Annotated in this window: 15 protein-coding genes; 8 read left to right on the plus strand and 7 right to left on the minus strand. The window is 69.6% G+C overall.

What is annotated here, in order from left to right; all coding sequences use genetic code 11:
• Positions 1–8: 8 nt before the first annotated feature.
• The 4 genes from OG202_RS40375 to OG202_RS40390 are packed head-to-tail and all read right to left on the minus strand — an operon-like array spanning position 9 to position 5,679.
• Positions 9–869, minus strand: coding sequence for a 2Fe-2S iron-sulfur cluster-binding protein (locus tag OG202_RS40375; RefSeq protein WP_327726927.1), 861 nt, complete (start codon positions 867–869; stop codon positions 9–11).
• 37 nt (positions 870–906) lie between these two features.
• Positions 907–2,739, minus strand: a complete 1,833-nt coding sequence (locus OG202_RS40380) for an NAD(P)H-dependent oxidoreductase subunit E (protein ID WP_328224779.1) — start codon at positions 2,737–2,739, stop codon at positions 907–909.
• 5 nt (positions 2,740–2,744) lie between these two features.
• Entirely contained in the window at positions 2,745–4,670 is a 1,926-nt protein-coding gene (locus OG202_RS40385; RefSeq protein WP_328224363.1) for a molybdopterin oxidoreductase family protein, read from the minus strand.
• A 37-nt stretch (positions 4,671–4,707) separates the two neighbouring features.
• Entirely contained in the window at positions 4,708–5,679 is a 972-nt protein-coding gene (locus tag OG202_RS40390) for a 2-dehydropantoate 2-reductase (protein ID WP_326574745.1), read from the minus strand.
• A gap of 270 nt (positions 5,680–5,949) precedes the next feature.
• Between OG202_RS40390 and OG202_RS40395 the strand changes: the two genes are divergently transcribed.
• The 4 genes from OG202_RS40395 to OG202_RS40405 all read left to right on the plus strand — a co-directional run bounded on the left by OG202_RS40395 (position 5,950) and on the right by OG202_RS40405 (position 9,335).
• On the plus strand, positions 5,950–7,284 hold the full coding sequence (locus OG202_RS40395) for an OFA family MFS transporter (RefSeq protein WP_326574744.1): 1,335 nt from the start codon (positions 5,950–5,952) through the stop codon (positions 7,282–7,284).
• Entirely contained in the window at positions 7,250–7,387 is a 138-nt protein-coding gene (locus tag OG202_RS46655) for an MFS transporter small subunit (protein ID WP_442811158.1), read from the plus strand. Before OG202_RS40395 ends, OG202_RS46655 begins: the two co-directional genes overlap by 35 nt.
• 138 nt (positions 7,388–7,525) lie before the next feature.
• Complete coding sequence (locus OG202_RS40400) at positions 7,526–8,464, plus strand: beta-ketoacyl-ACP synthase III (protein WP_327726923.1); 939 nt, start codon at positions 7,526–7,528, stop codon at positions 8,462–8,464.
• A 193-nt stretch (positions 8,465–8,657) separates the two neighbouring features.
• Positions 8,658–9,335 carry a GntR family transcriptional regulator gene (locus tag OG202_RS40405; protein WP_327726922.1) on the plus strand — a complete coding sequence of 226 codons (678 nt, stop codon included), beginning with the start codon at positions 8,658–8,660 and terminating at the stop codon, positions 9,333–9,335.
• An 11-nt stretch (positions 9,336–9,346) separates the two neighbouring features.
• Here the strand turns inward: OG202_RS40405 and OG202_RS40410 are convergent, their stop codons facing one another.
• From OG202_RS40410 to OG202_RS40420, 3 genes are read right to left on the minus strand one after another with little or no spacing between them, the layout of a single operon-like run.
• Positions 9,347–10,561 (minus strand): hypothetical protein, encoded by a 1,215-nt coding sequence (locus OG202_RS40410; protein WP_328224364.1) that lies wholly within the window; start codon positions 10,559–10,561, stop codon positions 9,347–9,349.
• Positions 10,558–13,233, minus strand: coding sequence for a hypothetical protein (locus OG202_RS40415; protein ID WP_328224365.1), 2,676 nt, complete (start codon positions 13,231–13,233; stop codon positions 10,558–10,560). Before OG202_RS40415 ends, OG202_RS40410 begins: the two co-directional genes overlap by 4 nt.
• Positions 13,230–13,640: a hypothetical protein gene (locus tag OG202_RS40420; RefSeq protein WP_328224366.1), complete on the minus strand. Its 411-nt coding sequence runs from the start codon at positions 13,638–13,640 to the stop codon at positions 13,230–13,232. The genes OG202_RS40415 and OG202_RS40420 overlap by 4 nt, the downstream gene beginning before the upstream one ends.
• A 354-nt stretch (positions 13,641–13,994) precedes the next feature.
• Between OG202_RS40420 and OG202_RS40425 the strand changes: the two genes are divergently transcribed.
• From OG202_RS40425 to OG202_RS40440, 4 genes are all read left to right on the plus strand, one after another.
• Positions 13,995–15,176: an ROK family transcriptional regulator gene (locus OG202_RS40425; RefSeq protein ID WP_326574741.1), complete on the plus strand. Its 1,182-nt coding sequence runs from the start codon at positions 13,995–13,997 to the stop codon at positions 15,174–15,176.
• A gap of 150 nt (positions 15,177–15,326) precedes the next feature.
• The gene (locus OG202_RS40430; protein ID WP_326574740.1) at positions 15,327–16,868 is read left to right on the plus strand and encodes a sugar ABC transporter ATP-binding protein; all 1,542 of its coding nucleotides are present in this window, start codon (positions 15,327–15,329) and stop codon (positions 16,866–16,868) included.
• Positions 16,865–17,884, plus strand: a complete 1,020-nt coding sequence (locus OG202_RS40435) for an ABC transporter permease (protein ID WP_326574739.1) — start codon at positions 16,865–16,867, stop codon at positions 17,882–17,884. Before OG202_RS40430 ends, OG202_RS40435 begins: the two co-directional genes overlap by 4 nt.
• Positions 17,885–17,920: 36 nt before the next feature.
• A complete protein-coding gene (locus OG202_RS40440) occupies positions 17,921–18,958 on the plus strand; it encodes a substrate-binding domain-containing protein (protein WP_326574738.1) in 1,038 nt (345 codons plus the stop codon).
• The last annotated feature ends 101 nt before the right edge of the window (positions 18,959–19,059 follow it).

Raw genomic sequence — 19,059 nt, forward strand, 5'->3', positions numbered from 1 at the left:
GTCGTGTCTCAGTCCCGGTTCTGTACGTGCTGGTAGCCGAAGCGGCCCTTGATGCAGAGGTTGCCGTGGGTCACCGGGTTGTCGTGCGGCGAGGTGACCTTCACGATCTCATTGTCCTGCACATGGAGTGTGAGGTTGCAGCCCACACCGCAGTACGCGCACACCGTGGTCGTCTCCGTCTGCGCCGACTCGTCCCAGGTGCCCGCCGCCCGCATGTCGAACTCCGACTTGAAGGACAGCGCGCCCGTCGGGCAGACCTCGATGCAGTTCCCGCAGTACACACACGCCGAATCGGTCAGGGGAGCGTCGTGTTCCACGGCGATCCGGGCGTCGAAGCCCCGCCCGGCGACCGAGATCGCGAACGTGTTCTGCCACTGGTTCCCGCAGGCGTCCACGCACTTGTAACACAGGATGCACTTGTCGTAGTCCCGCACGTACAGCTCGTTGTCGACCCTGGGTTCCTCGTTCAGCCGGGCCGCGTCCGGGCCGAAGCGGTCCGGCTTCGCCTCGTACTCCTTGATCCACCCGGCGACCCGCGGGGTCGTCGAGAGGTCGACCGAGGAGGCGAGGAGTTCGAGGACGACCTTGCGGCTGTGCCGGGCGCGCTCGGTGTCGGTCCGTACCTCCATGCCGGGCTCGGCCTCGCGGGAGCAGGCCGGGACGAGGGTCCTGGCCCCCTCGACCTCGACGACACAGACCCGGCAGGCGTTCTTCGGGGCGAGCGTGTCGCCCTGGCAGAGGGTGGGGACGTCCTTGCCCGCCGCCCGGCAGGCGTCGAGGATCGTCGAGCCCTCGGGGGCGCGCACCGGCGCCCCGTCGATGGTGAACTCCAGGAGGCGACGCGGCACTCCCAGCGGGATCACGGTCATACGGCGGCTCCGGTACGGCGGGTCCGGCGATGCGTGGTCATTCGTACGCCCCCAAGCGGTCGATCGCGGATTCCACGGCGTTCCACGCGGTCTGTCCGAGACCGCAGATCGAGGCGTCCCGCATCGCGCGGCCGACCTCCCTGAGCAGCACGATGTCCCCGGCGGCGTCGGCACCCGTCCGCTCGACGATCCGGTGCAGCGCCTCCTCCTGCCGCACGGTCCCGACCCGGCACGGCACGCACTGCCCGCACGACTCGTCCCGGAAGAACTCCGCGATCCGCAGCAGCAGCCGGGGCAGCGGCACGGTGTCGTCGAAGGCCATCACGACCCCGGAGCCGAGCGTGGTGCCGGCCTCCCGCGTGCCCTCGAAGGTGAGCGGGATGTCCAGTTCGTCGGGGCGCACGAAACCACCGGCCGCGCCGCCGAGGAGAACGGCCCGCAGCCGGTCCCGTACCCCGGCGAGCGTCAGCAGGTCGCCGAGCGTCGCCCCGAAGGGCAGCTCGTAGATGCCGGGCCGGTCCACGCTGCCCGACACACAGAACAGCTTGGGCCCGGTGGACCGCCCGGTGCCGATCGCCGCGTACGCCGGGGCGCCCATGGTGAGGATCGGCAGGACGTTGACGAGCGTCTCGACGTTGTTCTCCACCGTCGGCTTGCCGAACAGCCCCTTCTCCACGGGGAACGGCGGCTTCGAGCGCGGCTCGCCCCGGTACCCCTCGATGGAGTTGAAGAGGGCCGTCTCCTCCCCGCAGATGTAGGCGCCCGCGCCCCGGCGGATCTCGATGTCGAAGGCGTACCCCTGACCGAGGACGTCGTCGCCGAGCAGGCCCCGGGCGCGCGCCTGGGCGAGGGCGTGCTCCAGTCGGCGCATGGCGCGTGGATACTCGCCCCGCAGGTACAGGTGGCCCTGGTGCGCGCCGGTCGCGTACGCGGCGATGGTCATCGCCTCGACCAGGGCGAACGGGTCGCCCTCCATGATCACGCGGTCCTTGAAGGTGCCCGGTTCGGATTCGTCGGCGTTGCAGACGACATAGTGCGGATGGTCGGGCTGCGAGGCCGTGGCCTGCCATTTCCGGCCGGTGGGGAAGGCGGCGCCGCCCCGCCCGACCAGGCCCGAGTCGGTCACCTCCCGGATGACCCCGGCGGGGCCCAGCTCGAAGGCCCGCCGCAGGGCCGTGTAACCGCCGTGGGCGCGGTAGTCGTCGAGGGAGGTGGGGTCGACGACGCCGACGCGGGAGAGGAGGGTGAGGCCCGGTTGCCCGGCCTGCGGGACCGCCGTCGCGGCCGGGGGTTCCTCGTCCGCCGAGTCGGGCGCGCTCGCCGCGAGCACGGCCGCCTCGACGGTCGCCGGCGCCGACACCGCCGTACGCACCGGCTCCCCGGCCGTGATCGCGAGGGCGGCCGGTGCCCGCTCGCAGAGCCCCAGACACGGGCTCCGCTCCACGCTCACCCCGCTGCCGAGGCCGAGCCGGGCCTCGATCCCGGCGCACAGGCCGGCCGCCCCGGCCGCCGCGCACGCCAGGTCCGTGCACACGTGCAGGACCGTCGCGGGGCGCGGCTTGACCGAGAACATCGCGTAGAACGTGGCCACGCCGTACGCCTCCGCGGGCGGGACGGTCAGCCGGCGGCACAGATAGGCCAGCGCCCCCTCGCTGATCCAGCCGATCCGGTCGTTGATCGCGTGCAACCCCGGCAACAGCAGGTCACGGCGCTCCCGGGCCTCCCTGCCGCCCCGCGCCCACCGCAGATCGGCGGCCCGCATCTCGTCGCGGGCGGCGCCCTCCCAGGACGACTCGGGGGGCCCGAGCAGGGCGTCGACGGCCGCCCGTTCGTCGTCCGTCGGTTTGCTGTCACCGAAGTGCAGGTCCACTTGCGTCACCTCACGATGGTCGCGACGGGCAGCTTCTCGATCCGGATCGCCGACGCCTTGAACTCCGCCGTGCCGGCGATCGGGCAGTTCGCCTCGATCGTCAGTTGGTTGGTGTCCACCTCGTCGGGAAAGTGCATGGTCATGAAGGCGAGGCCGGGCCGCAGGGCGAGGTCGATCCACACCGGCGCCACCACCGACCCGCGCCGCGAGGACACCTGGACCTCCTCGCCCACCACGACCCCGTAGCGCTCCGCGTCCTCCGGACACAGCTCGATGTACTCCCCACGCCGCAGTGGCGAGGCGTAACCGCCGCTCTGCACACCGGTGTTGTACGAGTCCAGCCGCCGCCCGGTGGTCAGCCGGATCGGGAACTCCTCGTCCGTCAGGTCCACCGGCGGATCGTGCCGGACGATCCCGAAGGGTGCGAGCCTGCCCCGGTTCGCGGGGTCCGGCTCCCACAACCGGCCGTGCAGATAGGTCGGTTCGATCCTGTCCGTGTCCGGGCAGGGCCACTGGATGCCCTGCTGTTCCTCCAGACGCTCGTACGTCATCCCGTAGTGGTCCGGTGACACCGACCGCAGCTCGTTCCAGACGGCCTCGGCGTCGGCGTACTTCCACTCGTGCCCGAGCCGCGCGGCCAGGTCGCAGATGATGTCGATGTCCTCGCGGGCCTCCCCGGGCGGGGTGACCGCCTTGCGTACCCGCTGAACCCGTCGCTCGCTGTTGGTGGTCGTGCCGTCCGTCTCCGCCCATCCGGCGGTCGCGGGCAGCACGACGTCCGCCAGCTCGGCCGTCTTCGTCAGGAAGATGTCCTGGACGACGAGGAAGTCCAGCTCGCTCATCCGCCGTACGGCCTGCTCGCTGTCGGCCTCGGACTGCGCGGGGTTCTCCCCGATGCAGTACACGGCCTTCAGCGAGCCCTCCTCCATGGCCTCGAACATCTCCGTCAGGTTCAGCCCGTAGTGCGGCTGGATCGCGGTGTCCCACGCCGACTCGAACTTCAGCCGCGATCGCGGGTCGAGGATGTCCTGGAAGCCGGGCAGCCGGTTGGGGATGGCGCCCATGTCGCCGCCGCCCTGCACGTTGTTCTGGCCGCGCAGGGGCTGCAGGCCCGAGCCGTACCGCCCCACATGCCCGGTCAGCAGGGAGAGGTTGATCAGTGCGCGGACGTTGTCCGTGCCGTTGTGGTGCTCGGTGATGCCGAGCGTCCAGCACAGCTGGGCGCGCTCGGCCCGGGCGTACGCGTGCGCCAACTGCCGTATGGCGGCGGCCGGTACGCCCGTCACCTTCTCGGCGAGGGACAGGGTCCACGGTTCGACGAGCGCCCTGTACTCCTCGAAGCCGGTGGTCGCCCGCTCGATGAACGCCTCGTTGACGAGACCCGCGTGGATGATCTCGCGGCCGATCGCGTGGGCCATCGGGATGTCGGTGCCGACGTTCAGCCCCAGCCAGCTCTCCGCCCACTCGGCGGTGGACGTCCGCCTCGGGTCGACGGCGTACATCCGGGCGCCGTTGTGGATGCCCTTCAGCACGTGCTGGAAGAAGATCGGGTGCGCGAAGCGGGCGTTGGAGCCCCACATCACGATGACGTCGGTGTGCTCGATCTCCTCGTACGAGGAGGTGCCGCCGCCCGAGCCGAACGCGGCGGACAGCCCGGCGACGCTCGGCGCGTGACAGGTGCGGTTGCAGGAGTCGACGTTGTTGGTGCCCATGACCACGCGGGCGAACTTCTGCGCCACATAGTTCATCTCGTTCGTGGCGCGGGCGCAGGAGAACAGGCCGAACGCGCCGCGGTTGCGTTCGATGCCGCGGGCGGCCCGGTCCAGTGCCTCCTCCCAACTCGCCTGCCGGAAGGGCTCGTCGCGGGAGTCCCGGACGAGCGGACGGGTGAGCCGGGTGTAGGTCTTCGGGCTTCGGTCGCGTTTCCTCATCGGCGGTCCCCAGGGTTCATGCGGCGCTCCTCGGAGTTCATGCCGCGCTCCTCAGCGCGAGCAGGTCCGAGATGGCGTGGACGGTGCGGAGCGTGGGCACCTCGACACCCGTGATGTCCGCCAGCTCGACGACGGCGGCCAGCAGGACGTCGAGTTCCAGCGGTTTGCCGCGCTCCAGGTCCTGGAGCGTGGAGGTGCGGTGGTCGCCGACGCGTTCGGCGCCGGCCATCCGGCGTTCGACGGAGACGCCGACCTCGCAGCCCAGGGCCTCGGCGACGGCCAGCGTCTCGGCCATCATCGTCTCGATGACCTTGCGGGTGCCGCCGTGCAGACACATCTGCCGCATGGTCGCGCGGGCCAGGGCGCTGATCGGGTTGAAGGAGATGTTGCCGAGCAGCTTGATCCAGATGTCGCCCCGGATGTCGGGTTCCACCGGGCACTTCAGGCCACCCGCCACCATGGCCTCGCTGAACGCCCGGCAGCGCGCCGAGACCGTACGGTCCGGCTCGCCGACGGAGAACCGGGTGCCTTCCAAGTGCCGTACGACACCGGGTCCTTCGAGCTCGGTGGCCGCGTAGACGACACAGCCGATGGCCCGTTCGGGCGCGAGCACCGCACTGACCGCGCCGCCGGGGTCCACGCTCTCGACCCGGTGGCCGTCGTGCGGGCCGCCGTGCCGGTGGAAGTACCACCAGGGAATGCCGTTCTGGGCGGCGATCACCGCCGTGGTGCCGTGCAGCAAGGGCTCGATCAGCGGCCCGCACGCCGCGTACGAGTTGGCCTTGAGGCCCAGGAGGACGAAGTCGACCGGGCCGATCTCGGCCGGGTCGTCGGTGGCGTGGGCGCGGGCGGTGAAGTCCCCGCGCGGACTGAGCACACGCACCCCGTCCCGCCTCATGGCCGCGAGATGCGGTCCACGGGCGACGAGATGCGTGTCGGCGCCGGCGCGGTGGAGCGCGGCGCCGACATAGGCGCCGATCGCACCGGCGCCGAGAACTGCGACTTTCATGGTGAGGGAGCTCCGTTCGGTCGAGGGATACCGCGGAGATGACACTCGGTTCGAACTCTGTCGACGAAATATTGTCTACAGTATGGAAGTTGGGCCGACAAGACTTCGCGCAACGACCGGGCAAGGCATTACTCGGACATGAAGGTGTCCGGTAGTCGAAGACGAGCCCGGCCGGGAAGCGACCGTTCGGCGCGCGGTGGATACCGTTCATCGCATACGGTCGACGTGCCGCCTTCTCAACTCCCGTGCCACTGCCTACCGTCCGGGATCATGAGTCCCCCCGTCGCACCCCCGGGCTGGAGCCGCTGGCTCGTTCCCCCGGCCGCGCTCTCCGTTCATCTCTCCATCGGACAGGCCTACGCCTGGAGCGTCTTCAAGCCGCCGCTCGAATCCGCGCTCGGCCTCAGCGGCACGCAGAGCGCCCTGCCGTTCCAGCTCGGCATCGTCATGCTGGGCCTGTCCGCCGCGTTCGGCGGCACCCTCGTCGAGCGCAACGGGCCGCGCTGGGCGATGACCGTGGCGCTGATCTGCTTCTCCTCCGGATTCCTGATCGCCTCGCTCGGCGCGGCCACCGAGCAGTACTGGCTGATCGTCTTCGGCTACGGCTTCGTCGGCGGCATAGGCCTCGGAATCGGCTACATCTCGCCCGTCTCCACCCTGATCAAGTGGTTCCCGGACCGGCCCGGCATGGCCACCGGCATCGCGATCATGGGCTTCGGCGGCGGCGCGCTCATCGCCTCGCCGTGGTCCGCCCAGATGCTGGAGTCCTTCGGCTCCGACTCCTCCGGCATCGCCCTCGCCTTCCTGGTGCACGGACTGTCGTACGCCGTGTTCATGCTGCTCGGCGTACTGCTGGTCCGGGTCCCGCGCACCGAGAGGCCGGTCGACACCGGACCGAGCGTCCTGGCGGGCCCGCAGATCTCGGCCCGCAACGCCATCCGCACCCCGCAGTTCTGGTGCCTGTGGGTCATCCTCTGCATGAACGTCTCCGCGGGCATCGGCATCCTGGAGAAGGCCGCCCCGATGATCACGGACTTCTTCGCCGACTCCTCCACCCCGGTCTCCGTCACCGCGGCCGCCGGTTTCGTCGCACTGCTCTCCGCGGCCAACATGGCGGGCCGTATCACCTGGTCGTCCACGTCCGACCTGATCGGGCGCAAGAACATCTACCGCGTCTACCTGGGCGTGGGCGCGCTGATGTATCTGCTGATCGCCCTGTTCGGCGACTCCGCCAAGCCGCTGTTCATCGTCTGCGCCCTGGTCATCCTGTCCTTCTACGGCGGTGGCTTCGCCACGATCCCCGCCTATCTGAAGGACCTCTTCGGCACCTACCAGGTCGGTGCCATCCACGGTCGGCTGCTCACCGCCTGGTCCACGGCCGGCGTCCTCGGACCGCTGATCGTCAACTGGATCGCGGACCGGCAGGAGGAGGCGGGCAAGTCCGGTCCCGACCTCTACGGCATGTCCTTCTTCATCATGATCGGGCTGCTCGCCATCGGCTTCGTCGCCAACGAGCTCGTCCGGCCCGTCCATCCCCGCTTCCACATCCCCGCCCCGAGGGAGGCCGCCGATGTCGTCCAGCGACAGCAGTCCGAATCCGCCTGACCGACGACCCCTGATCGTCTTCGCCTGGGTGTGGGTGGGGGTGCCGCTCGGTTACGGACTGTACGAACTGGTACGAAAGGCTACGCAACTGTTCACCGGGTGAGTGCGCGGATCTCCTGGGGTCTGACAGAAGCCCACAACCCGGGCCACGCATTACTGTCGCCTCACCCGCCCTCGTACCCGCGAGTCACTGATCAGACTGGTGGATCCCGCTGACCACAGGCAACGAGGGGAACCACCCATGAACGGCTCGCGAATCGCCGCCGTCGGCCATTACCAGCCCGCCAAGATCCTCACCAACGAGGACCTGGCGGGCCTGGTCGACACGAGTGACGAGTGGATCACGAGCCGTGTGGGCATTCGCACCCGGCACATCGCAGGTCCCGACGAACCGGTCGACGAGCTGGCGGGCCACGCCGCCGCCAAGGCGCTGGCCTCGGCCGGTCTCGGCCCGGAGGCCATCGACCTGGTCGTGGTCGCCACCTCCACCGCCATCGACCGCTCCCCGAACATGGCGGCCCGGGTCGCGAACCGGCTCTCCATCCCGAACCCGGCCGCCATGGACGTCAACGTCGTCTGCGCCGGGTTCACCCACGCCCTCGCCACCGCCGACCACGCCGTGCGTGCCGGCGCCGCCACGCGGGCGCTCGTCATCGGTGCCGACAAGATGTCCGAGGTCACGGACTGGACCGACCGCACGACCTGCGTCCTCGTCGGGGACGGGGCGGGCGCGGCCGTCGTCGAGGCCGCCGAGGAGCCCGGCATCGGGCCGGTGCTGTGGGGATCGGTGCCCGAGATGGGGAACGCCGTACGCATCGAGGGCACCCCTCCGCGCTTCGCGCAGGAGGGCCAGAGTGTCTACCGCTGGGCCACCACCAAGCTGCCGCCCATCGCCCGCGCGGCCTGCGAGAAGGCGGGACTCACGCCCGCCGACCTCGCCGCGGTCGTCCTCCACCAGGCCAATCTGCGCATCATCGAGCCCCTCGCCATGAAGATCGGCGCGGTCAACGCCGTGGTCGCGCGGGACGTCGTCGACTCCGGCAACACCTCGGCCGCGAGCATCCCCCTCGCCTTCTCCAAGCTCGTCGAACGCGGCGAGATCTCCAGCGGCGACCCCGTGCTGCTGTTCGGCTTCGGCGGCAACCTGTCGTACGCGGGACAGGTGGTCCGCTGCCCGTGAGCAGGGCGTTCGCGGTGATGTGCACAGCGATGTGACGAGGCATACTCGTCGGTCCCCTGGCCATCGCGGGTCGTAGACTGTAGACGAAAGACAATCCATACTGGCTGTTGACTCGGACTTTCCAGTTCTTTCCAGTACGGGCCGTTGACTTTCCGTGTGCAGTACACCCAGTGGTGCTCTGGAGGGGGACCCGATGTTGTCGACCGGACTTCCGCAAGGGGCGGTACCCAAGCTCGAACGCCCCGGTCCCCTGCGGGACCGCGTCTACGAAGCCCTGCTCGAACTCATCACCACGCGCGCGCTGCGCCCCGGCCAGCATCTCGTCGAGAGCGAACTCGCCGGGCACCTCGGGGTGTCCCGGCAGCCCGTCCGCGAGGCCCTGCAACGCCTCAACACCGAGGGCTGGGTCGACCTCCGGCCCGCCCAGGGTGCCTTCGTCCACGAGCCGACGGAGGCGGAGGCCGACCAACTCCTCACGGTCCGCACCCTGTTGGAGGCCGAGGCCGCCCGCCTCGCCGCGGCGAACGCCGGCACGGCGGGCATCACGGCGCTGGAGGAACTCTGCGCGGAGGGCGAGCGAGCCGTCGCCGCCGACGACGTCGACGCGGCCGTCGCCATGAACGCCCGCTTCCACGCCAAGGTCATGGAACTGGCCGGCAACACGGTCCTCGCCGAACTCGCCGCCCAGGTCGACCGCCGCGTCCGCTGGTACTACACCCCCGTGGCCCGCCGGCGCGGCCACCAGTCCTGGATCGAACACCGCGACCTCATCACCGCCATCTCCGCCCGCGACGAACAACGCGCGACGGAGGTCATGCGGGCGCATACGGAGCACACGCGGAAGACGTATCACGAGCGGCCCCGGCCGTAGGCGGCGACGGTTCAGGATCGCGGATCGGACAGATCGAACGTGGCTACGCCTCCATGGCTCAGGGTCACGAACGCGTCCGGGCCGTCGAAGTCGACGTCGATGGCTTCGCTGTGCAGATCGATGTCGACGAGATCTCGGCCGGCGACGCTGCGCACGGTCGGGCGCTGCAACACCTGGAAGGCCATCGGGACGGTGAGGAAGAGCAGCGGCCACAGGCTCGGACTGTCTCTGATCACCGAGAGCATGACGCCGAATCCCAGAAGGCACATCGAGTTGTAGAACCAGTGCCAAGTGCGCGTCACCCGCACAGAGGTGATGCGGACGCTCGATCCCTGAGTCAGCGCCAGGAGTGCGCCGCCACGGATCGGCAGGACGACCGCGAGCCGCCCTGGACTGGCGAAAGCCATGGTGTGGGAAAGGGGTACGGAACGGCTCGGCAGTTCCCCGACCGACATCATCGTGTCGAGCACGTCCTTGCCCGTGACGACGATGAACGACAAGCGCCCCGAGTTGACGACGGCACACTTCTGAACGGCTTCCATGCGGCTGTGGAGGAGCTCGACGGCAGAGCCTGAATCAGAACGCCAAGCCCGGGCGTGAATCGCCTGTTCGAGGTCGAAGAGAAAATCATTGCCGTGATGGAGCCACGTACAGGAGACATCGGCCGAGGAAGGGCTGTCCCTCTCCCAGTTGATTCGCCAGAGAACGCGTGAGGCCTTCGTGCCTATGGACGTGTGCGTTACCGTCGTGTCGTTCGCGCAACTCACGATGGACGGTCGCCCCCGCACTTTTCCGAGAGAGACCGACATCACGGTGTTCCGATGGGCGGATATCACTTCATGGGACCACTCCGCGTCGTCGAGGGTGAAGACTCCGACGGATCCCCGGCGGTCCCCCGCGGCGACCACGAGTTTCCCGCCCAGAAGTCCCGCTGTCAGGGCCGAGATGTTCGACGCGCAGGAGCCTATGTGTTCGCTCGTCGCATCCCCCAGGTTGTACACGAACACTTTCTCCGCAGAGTTCGCGATGAGCAGGGGGGACTCTTCGTACGCCAGACAGACGGATTTCTCCGCAGGGTACGGCAGGTCGTGGCGCGTGATCTCCGCACCGTCGGACGAGTTCCGCACGAGGGCGAAGCCGGGGTGGACCACGACCACGACACGTCGGTCGCCCAGTTGGGCGGTGTGGACGGCGATGGGTTCGCTGAATCGATCCGTACGGCTCACTCGGGCACCTCGGGGAAGTCCCAGATCCGTACGGTGCCGGAGCGCTCCCCGGCCGCGATCACCACATGACCGTGGCGCAGTTCCATGACGCGAACCTGACTCACGGCTGATCGTGTGTCGTAGAAGTCGGAAACGGCGACGTCGGGCCGTGTCAGTGAGAAGACCTCCAACGGCCGTTCGCAGTAGTCGTACCCGGCCACGACGAAGGTGTCGCCGTTCCGCGTGCGGACATCGACGTCGCAGACGCTCTCCGGGCAGGTGCGGATCTGCTGAGGGGCCTGGTTCGGATGGAGCCGGAAGATCCTGTGGGAGTTCTGCCCCACCAGGAACTGCGGCGGGTCTGTCCCGGGGACGATCTGTATGCCTCGTGCGTAGCCGCTTCCGCCGGAGCACTGCCGGGTACGGCCGGTCTCCAGGTCGATGAGCATGACGCCGTACCAGTCACTGACCACGGCCGACAGCCTCCCCGCGACCGCCGTCACCGCGACGGACGCGTTGCTCCGCATGAAGTCGCATGCCCTGTCCAGGCAAAGAGGAGGCAGGGGCGTCGCCCGCAGTACGTCGAACCGATACAGCGACAAGCCGTCGCTCAGGCAGAACAGGAGGAGATCGCCGCCGACCTCGGCAAAGGCCACGGCGGTCGTTTCGCTGTCGTAGCCCGCGTTGTCGACGGGCCGGCTGCACAGCGGCTGCTTCCCGCGGAACATGTCCCACAGCTCGACCTCGGTCGCGCTGCTCGTGGCCATGAAGACACGACCGTTCCCGACCACCATGTCCAGGCCCGTGACGCGCTGGCCGTTGACGACGGTACCCCTGATGACCCGTTGGCCGACATCCACGTTCCACACCTCGATCTCGCCCTTGGTGGACGCGACCGCCAGATGTCTGTCCCCGGCGTACGTGAACGCCGTCATGCGGGTGATCTCGCCCGTGAGCCGGGTGAGGGTGTAGCAGCTGCGCCGGGGCCGCATGTCGACCCAGCGGGCCTTCCAGGGCGACGAGTCGGGGACCGGCTCCATGCGGGATCGGAGCGTACGGGCGTCGTGGGTGCTGACCGCCAGGTCGAGGGCGGCCGGCCGCAGGTCCGGTGTGGAGCGGCGGAAGTCGGCGGCGGCCTGCCGGTAGGCGTTGATCGCCGTTCGGACCTCCGTCATGTCCCGGTCGGCGGGCAGACGGTGACCGTCCAGGGCACCGAGGAGCCGGTGGGGGATCGCGTCGAGCAGATAGGCCGGGTCGAGTACCAGTTCATTGAGGACGTCGTGGCCGCCTGCCTTGGCGATGTGGGTGGCCAGGTAGGCGCGGGTGTAGAAGCTCGCCCGCTGCCAGTCCCGGGTGCCGTCGGCACGGAGAGGTGTGTGCTCGACCAGGAAGTCCACGAAGCACCGGTGGACCGCCTGCGGATCCGGCACCCTGCGCAGATGCTCGGTGAGCGACAGATGGTGGGGGCGGTAGACGTCATGGCCCTGGTCGGTCGACCTGACCGCGTAACTTCCCACGTGCTTGCGCAACCACTGAAGGCTGGTGTGGTCATAGCTCCGCCTCGCCATCCGGCCGGCGAGCGCCGCCCAGATGTCCTCGTAGGGAAGGCCGTTGCCTTCGGCGAAGGCCAACGGGCGCAGGAGATCCAGGGCTTGCGCGGCCTTCTCGTGGCCGAGCCGTTCGGTCAGGTCCCGTTCCAGGATCTCTCCCGGCAGACGCGGCAGTTCCTCCTCCCAGCCAGGTCTGAGGACAGGGGGTTCGGGCAGGCCGGCGAGCATCTGGGACAGCAGACGGCCCACCAGGAAGGACGGCCCCGCCACTCGGGCGATGCCCTCGGCCACCTGTGACACCGTCGCCGGCAGACCACGGAACGGGCTGGCCTCGGTCGCCTGCAACAGGGCGTGCTCGATATGGCGCCGCATGCCCTCCGGATCGGCGAAGTCCCCGTCGAGATCGACGACATCGCACAGGTCACCGAGGCGGGAGGCGAGTTCTGTGCGCATACCGAGGACCAGGCGTACGGAGCCGTCCATGAGCAGTGGCTTCACAACGGCGTCGACCAGCAGATTCGGGTCGTCGGACTCGTCGACCGCGTCGATGAGGACGACCGGGGTGGCCGACGACGCCGAGCGGTGGGCGTGCGACAGAGCGTCGATGACCACGTCCGCCTTCAGCCCGGCCGCGTAGACGACCACGGTGAAGCTGTGAGAGCGAGGAAGCGCTTCCTCGCCCACACCGACTCGATCCTGCGGCACGTTGGGGTGGTGATCGGGGTCGGCCAGGGTTGCCACCAGCCCGAGAACGGCCGTTTTTCCGGACCCCGGCCCACCCGACACGATCAGGCCCGACCGGTTGTTCGTCGAGCCGGCCAGCCATGTCGCGATCCGGCGCAGCGCCTCCTGCCGCCCGGTGAATGCCCAGGTGGCGCCGTCCGACCGGACCGACGCCCTGGCCTTCGGGAGGAAGTGCTGGGTGAAGGCCTCGTCCTTCCACTTGGCGGAGGCCTGCCATCGTTCGACCCCCGCACGCTCGGATCCGGTCCGGAGATCCTCGAACTCGCCCTCCGTCCGTCCCGTCCCGACGTAGACCGTGACGTTGCGCATGTCACCGCCGGAGGCGACCACGCCGACGCCCCTGGCGTTCACGATGTTCGGGCGAAGGAGGCTCGACCGTATGCCCGGGCGGTTCTTCATGACGCCGTCGGATCCCCTTCGGTCACCTTGGTGTGCACGTTCCGTGCGTCGCCTCCCGTGGTGACCGCACCGATTCCGGACGCGCTCACCCCCTCGCCCGGCGTCGGCAGCGGACGGACCGCCGTGAGGGTGGCCGGGCTCAGGGTGACCTCGGTCGAGACGTCGGTCATGCTCCCCGCGCCGGCGATCGACCCGATTCCGGCGGCCGTCACGGACGTCGCCCGGCCGGCCCGGTCCGAGAGCGTCAGCCACGCCTGCAGGCCCGCTCCGATGATCACCAGGACGATCACCGTGGCCCACCAGGCCAAAGCCCAACGCTCCGTGAGTAAACCCGTGAACACGTTCACCGCGGTCGCGAGCACCACCGTCGCGGTCGCGGCTGTCGCCCGCTTCGTACCGTCGCTCATGATCTTCCCCCTCCTTGCCGCGGGGTCACGGGCGCGGCACGTCACGTCCGTCGACCCCTGCCCGACCCCCCCACAGGGGGTGCCGCTGTCACCTACCCCAACCATGCGTCGCACAAGCGAACTATCCCTTCGTGTGCTGATTTGATGCATTGCGACCATGCGGGTCCGAGATCTTTTGGGTATCGAACACTCCTTTGTCCTGTGAGTGGAGAAAGTCGGCGGCAATCTCTGCGTAACTTCTTCCCAGTCCCGGTAGTCGCTGCTACGTTCCCCTGCGAAAGGTCGGTCGTGGGATCTGGCCGGAACCTGACGGACGTAGAGGCCGGTTGAGGCGGGGAGGGGCTTGTGAGACGTATGACGGCTCGACCCGCCAACGCGCATCAGGCCAGGCTGTTGCGTCTGTTGCGGGACGGTGGGCCCAACTCCCGTGCGCAGCTGGGGGACCGGATCGATCTGTCCCGGTCGAAGCTGGCCGTGGAGGTGGACCGGCTCCTGGAGACGGGACTGGTCGTGGCCGACGGGCTCGCCGCCTCGCGCGGTGGCCGCCGCTCGCACAACATCCGGCTCGCCCCCCAACTCCGCTTCCTCGGCGTCGACATCGGCGCCACCTCGATCGACGTGGCCGTCACCACACCGGAGTTGGAGATCCTCGGCCACATCAACCAGCCCATGGACGTACGGGACGGTCCGGTCGCCGTCTTCGAGCAAGTCCTGTCCATGGCAGCCAAGCTGAAGGCCTCCGGGCTCGCGGAGGGGTTCGACGGCGCCGGCATAGGCGTCCCCGGACCGGTCCGCTTCCCCGAGGGCGTCCCCGTCGCCCCGCCGATCATGCCGGGCTGGGACGGGTTCCCGGTGCGCGAGGCGCTCAGCCAGGAACTCGGCTGCCCCGTCATGGTCGACAACGACGTGAACCTGATGGCGATGGGGGAGCAGCACGCGGGCGTGGCCCGTTCCGTGGGCGACTTCCTCTGCGTCAAGATCGGCACCGGCATCGGCTGCGGCATCATCGTCGGCGGCGAGGTCCACCGCGGTGCGACGGGCAGCGCCGGCGACATCGGGCACATCCTCGCCGTACCGGACGGCCGCCCCTGCGCCTGCGGGAACCGGGGCTGTCTGGAGGCCCACTTCAGCGGCGCCGCACTCGCCCGCGACGCCAAGGAGGCCGCCCAGCAGGGACTTTCGGCCGAACTGGCCGCCCGCCTGGAGACCAACGGCACCCTGACCGCCGTCGACGTGGCCGCCGCGGCCGCCGCCGGCGACGCCACCGCGCTCGACCTGATACGCGAGGGCGGCAACCGCACCGGCCAGGTCATCGCCGGACTCGTCAGCTTCTTCAACCCCGGCCTGGTGGTGATCGGCGGCGGGGTGACCGGCCTCGGCCACACCCTGCTCGCCGCCATCCGCACCCAGGTCTACCGTCAGTCACTGCCTCTCGCGACCGGCAATCTGCCCATCGTGCTGGGGGAGTTGGGGCCCACCGCCGGAGTCATCGGCGCGGCCCGTCTCATCAGCGACCACCTGTTCTCACCCGCGTAGGCCCGCGCGAGCGCGCGCCGGCTTCCCCACCGACACAGCACACAGGCACGGCGCACGCTCCGACGCGCCCTGCTCCGCCCTGCCCGAACACGCCTGCCCAGCAGGCGGATTCGCCCTGCAACCGGCCCGCACGCCCGCCAAGGGGAACTCATGGCACCAGAACCACCGCTGCTCACCATGTCCGGTATCACCAAGTCGTTCCCCGGGGTCCGGGCCCTGGACGGCGTCGATCTCGACGTCCAGGCCGGAGAGGTCCACTGCCTGCTCGGCCAGAACGGAGCCGGGAAGTCCACCCTGATCAAGGTCCTGGCCGGCGCCCACCAGCCCGACGACGGCACGATCACCTGGCGGGGCGAACCCGTCACCCTGAAGTCCCCGATCGCCGCCATGGGCCTCGGCATCGCCACCATCTACCAGGAACTCGACCTGGTGGAACACCTGTCGGTGGCCGAGAACGTCCACCTCGGGCATGAACCCACCGCCGCCGGCTTCGTCGTACGGGGCAAAGCAGCTCGTGCGTCAACAGCAGCTCTGCTTAAGCGACTTGGACATCCGGAAGTCGATCCGGCGCGGCTGGTCGGTGAGTTGTCGGCCGCCCAGCAGCAGATCGTCTCCATGGCCCGGGCGCTCTCCCACGACGTACGGCTCATCGTCATGGACGAGCCGTCGGCCGCGCTCGACCCGGACGAGGTCGACAACCTGTTCAGGATCGTGGGGGACCTGACCGCCGACGGGGTGGCCGTCGTCTACATCTCGCACCGCCTGGAGGAGATCCGCCGGATCGGCGACCGGGTGACCGTGCTGAAGGACGGGCGGGCCGTGGCGGGCGGGCTGCCCGCGAAGTCGACGCCGACGCGCGAGGTCGTGGCGCTGATGACGGGGCGGAACGTCGAGTACGTGTTTCCCGATCGCCCGTCCGTGCCGCCGACAGAAGGGACGCCCGTGCTGGAGGTGCGGGGGCTGGCGCGCACCGGCGAGTTCGAGGGGTTCGACCTGGAGGTGCGCCCCGGCGAGATCGTCGGCCTCGCCGGACTCGTCGGCTCGGGACGGTCGGAGATCCTGGAGACGATCTACGGCGCCCGAAAGCCAACGGCCGGTCAGGTCAGCGTCGGCGGGCGGCCGTTGCGGCTCGGCAGTGTACGGGCCGCCGTACGGGCCGGGCTCGGACTCGCCCCCGAGGAGCGCAAGGCGCAGGCGCTGCTGATGCTTGAGTCCGTCACCAGAAACGTTTCCGTGTCGTCGATGTCCCGCTACGCACGCGTGGGCTGGATCGACCGGGGCGCCGAACACCGCGCCGCACGGGCCGCGACCCGCGAGCTGTCCCTGCGCCCCGACAACCCGGACGTACCGGTCCGCACCCTCTCCGGAGGCAACCAGCAGAAGGCGGTCCTCGCCCGCTGGCTGCTGCGCGGCTGCCGGGTCCTGCTGCTCGACGAGCCGACGCGGGGCGTCGACGTGGGTGCCCGCGCCGAGCTGTACGCGGTGGTCCGCCGGCTCGCCGACGAGGGGCTCGCCGTGCTGCTGGTCTCCAGCGAGGTGCCCGAAGTCCTCGGCCTCGCCGACCGGGTGCTCGTCCTGCGCGAGGGCCGGGTCGTCCACACCGCACCCGCCCGTGAACTCGACGAACACCGCGTACTCGACCTTGTGATGGAAGGAAGCCCCGTGACCGCAGAAGGGAGCCCGGCGTCATGACCCAGCCCGTGTCCCCGCCCCGGGGCAGTGCCGACAAGGTGACACCCGTCAGTGAGCCGCCGGCCTGGCGTGCCCTCGTCTTCCGCGCCGATGTCCGCACCCTCTCGCTCCTCGGCGTCCTCGCCGCGCTGATCGTCATCGGCGGCGTCACCAAACCCGACGAGTTCCTCGACACCCGCAACCTCCAACTCGTCCTCACCCAGGCCTCGGTGATCGGTGTCGTCACCGTCGGCATGACCTTCGTCATCACCTCCGGCGGCATCGACCTGTCCGTGGGCGCGATCGTCGCCCTGGCCTCCGTCTGGGCGACGACCGTGGCCACCCAGGAGTACGGCTTCGCCGGAATCCTCTTCACGGCGGTGATCGTCGGCGTCGGCTGCGGCCTGGTGAACGGGCTGCTCATCGCCTACGGCGGGGTGGTCCCCTTCATCGCCACCCTCGCCATGCTCGCCTCGGCGCGTGGCCTCGCCCTCCAGATCACCGACGGCAGTACCCAGATCGTCGGCGTGGACGCCATCCTGGACCTCGGCGAGCGCGACGCGTACATCCTCGGTGTCCCGCCGCTCGTCCTGGTCTTCGCGCTCGTGACGATCATCGGCTGGCTGCTGCTGAACCGCACGACGTTCGGCCGGCGCACGGTCGCCGTCGGCGGCAACGCGGAGGCGGCCCGGCTCGCGGGCATCGACGTCCGCCGCCAGCGGCTCTACCTGTACCTGCTCTCCGGGCTGTGCTGCGGCATCGCCGCGTTCCTGCTGATCGTGCTGTCCGGCTCGGGCCAGAACACCAACGGCAACCTCTACGAACTCGACGCCATCGCCGCCGTGATCATCGGCGGCACCCTGCTCAGCGGCGGCCGGGGCACCATCACCGGCTCCGTCGTCGGCGTCCTGATCTTCACCACGATCACCAACATCTTCGCGCTCAACAACCTGCAGACCGATGTCCAGCAGATCGCCAAGGGCGCGATCATCGTCGCCGCGGTCCTGGTCCAGCGACGTACGGCCAGTTCGACCTGAACCACCGAAGAGCCGACACGGGAAAGGTTCACCGCCATGTCACAGTTCACCAGCCGCAGAGGACTGCTCTTCGGGACCGCCGCCGTCTCGGCCGGCGCCCTCCTCGCCGGTTGCACCAGCAATGAATCCAAGGACGATCCGGCCGGCAACGAGCAGACGGTCGCCGACGACAAGCCCGGCAAGGCGGTCACCATCGGCTTCGCCGGACCGCAGGCCGACCACGGCTGGCTCAACGCGATCAACCAGAACGCCAAGAGCCGCGCGGAGCGGTACGAGGACGTCACGCTGGAGATCACCGAGGGCTCCAACGACACCGCCCAGCAGATCGGCCAGATCGAGACCCTCATCAACAAGAAGGTCGACGTCCTGGTCGTGCTGCCCGCCGACGGCAAGGCGCTCACCCAGGTCGGCCTCAAGGCGATGCGGGCCGGCATCCCCGTCGTCAACCTCGACCGGATCTTCAACTCCCCGCAGGCGTACCGCTGCTGGATCGGCGGCGACAACTACGGCATGGGCCTCAACGCCGGGCACTACATCGGCGAGCAGCTCAAGGACAAGAGCGACGCCCGCGTCATCGAGCTCGCCGGGCTCGACAACCTGGAGCTGACCAAGCAGCGCACCCAGGGCTTCGACGACGCGCTGAAGAACTACCCGAACATCAAGAAGGTGGCCCGGCAGGCCGCCGAGTTCACGGTGGAGTCCGGTCAGGCCAAGATGGCCCAACTCCTCCAGGCGCAGTCGAACTTCGACGCGCTGTGGAACCACGACGACGACCAGGGCGTGGGTGCCCTGCGCGCCATCGAGCAGGCCGGGCGCGACGACTTCCTGATGGTGGGCGGCGCGGGCGCGCTGTCCGCGTTCCAGGCGATCAAGAAGGGCGACGGGGTGCTGAAGGCGACCGTCCTCTACCCGCCGACCATGGCCGCCTCCGCGATCGACCTCGCCCGCGCACTCGGCCAGGGCAAGGGGGTCGGTGGTCTCGCCGAGTTCGAGATCCCGAGTTCGCTGACGCTCTACTCGGCCGTCGTCGACAAGGACAACGTCGACCAGTACATGCCCACCGGCTTCAAGTGACGGCTCCCGCCGGACGGGCCCGAACGGCGACGAGGTCCGGGGCAGCGCAGGACGGAGCCCCGGACCACCGACTCGGGCCCCACCCCCCACCGCGCCGCGAC

The sequence above is a fragment of the Streptomyces sp. NBC_00310 genome, assembly GCF_036208085.1.
Taxonomy (GTDB): domain Bacteria; phylum Actinomycetota; class Actinomycetes; order Streptomycetales; family Streptomycetaceae; genus Streptomyces.

Bases quoted from the DNA above. Each gene is read 5' to 3' on its own strand.
- OG202_RS40405 (WP_327726922.1), top strand. From the start codon at position 8,658: ATGTTGTCGACCGGACTTCCGCAAGGGGCGGTACCCAAGCTCGAACGC.
- OG202_RS40400 (WP_327726923.1), top strand. From the start codon at position 7,526: ATGAACGGCTCGCGAATCGCCGCCGTCGGCCATTACCAGCCCGCCAAG.
- OG202_RS40440 (WP_326574738.1), top strand. From the start codon at position 17,921: ATGTCACAGTTCACCAGCCGCAGAGGACTGCTCTTCGGGACCGCCGCC.
- OG202_RS40390 (WP_326574745.1), bottom strand. From the start codon at position 5,679: ATGAAAGTCGCAGTTCTCGGCGCCGGTGCGATCGGCGCCTATGTCGGC.
- OG202_RS40425 (WP_326574741.1), top strand. From the start codon at position 13,995: ATGACGGCTCGACCCGCCAACGCGCATCAGGCCAGGCTGTTGCGTCTG.
- OG202_RS40430 (WP_326574740.1), top strand. From the start codon at position 15,327: ATGGCACCAGAACCACCGCTGCTCACCATGTCCGGTATCACCAAGTCG.
- OG202_RS46655 (WP_442811158.1), top strand. From the start codon at position 7,250: ATGTCGTCCAGCGACAGCAGTCCGAATCCGCCTGACCGACGACCCCTG.
- OG202_RS40435 (WP_326574739.1), top strand. From the start codon at position 16,865: ATGACCCAGCCCGTGTCCCCGCCCCGGGGCAGTGCCGACAAGGTGACA.
- OG202_RS40385 (WP_328224363.1), bottom strand. From the start codon at position 4,670: ATGAGGAAACGCGACCGAAGCCCGAAGACCTACACCCGGCTCACCCGT.
- OG202_RS40415 (WP_328224365.1), bottom strand. From the start codon at position 13,233: ATGAAGAACCGCCCGGGCATACGGTCGAGCCTCCTTCGCCCGAACATC.
- OG202_RS40375 (WP_327726927.1), bottom strand. From the start codon at position 869: ATGACCGTGATCCCGCTGGGAGTGCCGCGTCGCCTCCTGGAGTTCACC.
- OG202_RS40420 (WP_328224366.1), bottom strand. From the start codon at position 13,640: ATGAGCGACGGTACGAAGCGGGCGACAGCCGCGACCGCGACGGTGGTG.
- OG202_RS40395 (WP_326574744.1), top strand. From the start codon at position 5,950: ATGAGTCCCCCCGTCGCACCCCCGGGCTGGAGCCGCTGGCTCGTTCCC.